The following is a 2,569-nucleotide window of genomic DNA, read 5'->3' as shown; positions in this document are numbered from 1 at the left end:
CCGACGCCGGCACCCGCCGGGCGCTGCTGGCCTGGCGGCCCGCCGGCGACGACGGCCGCCGGATCCCCCGCGCCCTGGCCGAGCCGTACACCCCCGCCCCGGACGACCCGCTCCTGCTGGTCTGCGTGCGCAGGTCCGACCTCAGCTACGCCGGTGCCCTCGAACTCCAGCACCGGGCGGGCGAGCTGGGCGGCTGGCTGGCACCGGGCTGCCGTGGCCAGGGCCTGGGCGGGGAGCTGTTCCGCGCGGGCCTCGAACTGGCCCACACCCACCTCGGACTGGTCACGGTCAGGGCCGGGGCCGAGCCGGGGAACACCGCGAGCCGGCGGGCGCTGGCCCGCGCGGGCTTCGCCCCCGACCAGGGCCCGCGCCGGCACACGCTCCCCGACGGCCGCGTGGTCGACGCCGTCTGGCACCGGCACGACACGGCGGCGGCCGGCCGCTGCCACTGAGCGCGGTCCACGTACGTGCGCGGTCGGCACCGGTCGCCGGCGCGGTCGCCGCTGAACGCGTGTGCGGTCGCACCCGACGGCCGCAAGGGGGACCGGCCCGGGGTCAGGAATCGTCGCGGCGGCGTCCGGTCACCCGGCGCCGGTCCGGCCAGCGCACGTCGTAGGCCCAGCCGAGGCGTTCGAACCAGCGGATCAGCCGGGCGCTGGCGTCGAGCTGGCCGGTGAGCACGCCGTGCCGGGCGCTGGTGGGGTCGGCGTGGTGCAGGTTGTGCCAGGACTCGCCGAAGGAGAGCGGGGCCAGCCACCACACGTTGCCCGAGCGGTCCCGGCTGCGGAAGGGGCGGGAGCCGGCCGCGTGGCAGATGGAGTTGATGGACCAGGTGACGTGGTGGACCAGGCAGATCCGCACCAGTCCGGCCCAGAAGAACGCGGTGAGCGCGCCCTGCCAGCTCTGGGTCAGCGCCGCGCCCAGCAGGGCGGGCAGGACGAGGGAGGCGAGGACCAGGACGCCGAAGCGCCGGGAGATCAGCATCAGCGTGCGGTCGCGGATCAGGTCGGGCGCGTAACTCCGGGGCGAGGCGTGCTCGGTCTCGAACAGCCAGCCCAGGTGGGCGTAGAGCATGCCCTTGGCGAGAGCGCGCGGCGAGTGGCCGTACCGCCAGGGCGAGTGCGGGTCGCCGTCCCGGTCGGAGTACTTGTGGTGCTTGCGGTGGTCGGCCACCCAGGTGATCAGCGGCCCCTGTACGGCGAGGCTGCCGGCCAGCGCGAGCGCGATCCGCAGCGGGCGTCGGGCCTTGAACGAGCCGTGGGTGAAGTGCCGGTGGAAGCCGACGGTGATGCCGAGCCCGCTGACCAGGTAGAAGGCGAGGGCCAGCGCGAGGTCCACGGGGCTGAGCCCGTGCCGCCAGGCCAGCGGCACCGCGGCGAGCAGGGCGAGGAACGGTACGGCGACGAAGGCGCCGATCATCACCTGCTCGCCCGTGGGCCAGGACCGGGTGCCGGCCGCCAGCGGGGTGGATCCGGAGAACTCCGAGGACAATGGCGACCCTTTCTCGGCCGGGCGGACTAGTCGACGGCGGTGAAGGCGAGCACGGCGTTCTGGCCGCCGAAGCCGAAGGAGTTGCTGACGGCGGCTCGCATCCGGTGCGGCCGGGGCGCCTTGGTGACGACGTCCAGGTCCATCTCCGGATCGAGGGTGTCCAGGTTGGCGGTGGGCGGGATCAGCTGGTGGCGCAGGGTGAGTACGGTGCAGGCCGCCTCGATGGCGCCGGCGCCGCCGATGGCGTGCCCGATGGTGCCCTTGACCGCGGTGACGGGCGGGGGGCGGTGGAAGACCCGGTGCAGGGCGTTGTGTTCGGCGGCGTCGCCCTGCGGGGTGGCGGTGCCGTGCGCGTTGACGTGGTCGATGTCCTCGGGGGCCAGGCCGGCGTCGGCGAGAGCGCCGCTCAGGGCGCGGGCGGCGCCGTCGCCGTCGGGGTGCGGGGCGGTGAAGTGGTGGGCGTCGCAGGAGGCGCCGTACCCGGCGAGCAGGGCCTCGGGCCGTACGCCCCGGGCGCGGGCGTCCTCGGTGCGCTCCAGGACGAGGACGGCGGAGCCCTCCCCGAGGACGAAGCCGTCACGGTCGCGGTCGAACGGGCGGGAGGCCGCGTCCGGGGTGTCCGCGCGGCGGGACAGGGCGCGCATCTGGGCGAAGCAGGCGGCGGTCATCCGCAGCCGGGCGGATTCGCTGCCGCCGGCCAGGACCAGGTCGCAGTGGCCGGACAGCAGCCAATCGCGGGCCAGGCCGAGCGCGCTGGTGCCGGAGGCGCAGGCGGTGCTGACCACCATGTTGGGGCCGCGCGCGCCGAGGTCCAGGGCGATCTCGGCGGCGGCCATGTTGGGCACGCTGCGCGGCAGCGCGAGTGGGGAGACGCGTTCGGGTGTGTGGTCGGCGAGCCGGTCGAACTCGGCCTGCCAGCCCTGCATGGAGCCGGTGCCGACGCCCATCACGACGCCGACCCGGGCGCCGTCCCAGTCGTCGGTGTCGAGTCCGGCGTCCGCGACGGCTTCGCGGGCGGCGAGCAGCGCGAAGGTCGTGAACCGGTCGAGCCGGCGGGCCAGCCGGTGGCCGAGCAGGC

3 protein-coding genes are annotated in these 2,569 nt (G+C 75.7%); 1 reads left to right on the top strand and 2 read right to left on the bottom strand.

Annotated elements, in window-relative coordinates; genetic code table 11:
• On the top strand, positions 1-452 hold a 452-nt coding region (locus CCN44_RS41395), incomplete at its 5' end, for a GNAT family N-acetyltransferase (RefSeq protein WP_244204063.1).
• Positions 453-555: 103 nt separating this feature from the next.
• Here CCN44_RS41395 and CCN44_RS41390 read toward each other — a convergent pair.
• Both CCN44_RS41390 and CCN44_RS41385 read right to left on the bottom strand, forming a co-directional pair.
• Positions 556-1,461 carry an acyl-CoA desaturase gene (locus tag CCN44_RS41390; protein ID WP_237482900.1) on the bottom strand — a complete coding sequence of 302 codons (906 nt, stop codon included), beginning with the start codon at positions 1,459-1,461 and terminating at the stop codon, positions 556-558.
• 56 nt (positions 1,462-1,517) lie between these two features.
• Positions 1,518-2,569: beta-ketoacyl-[acyl-carrier-protein] synthase family protein (locus CCN44_RS41385; RefSeq protein WP_107502179.1), on the bottom strand; the 1,052-nt coding region annotated here is incomplete at its 5' end.

The sequence above is a fragment of the Streptomyces tricolor genome (assembly GCF_002155905.1).
In the GTDB taxonomy this organism is placed as follows: domain Bacteria; phylum Actinomycetota; class Actinomycetes; order Streptomycetales; family Streptomycetaceae; genus Streptomyces; species Streptomyces tricolor.
Note: the sequence above shows the minus strand (reverse complement) of the source record. Positions and strands in the feature narration are given on the sequence as shown.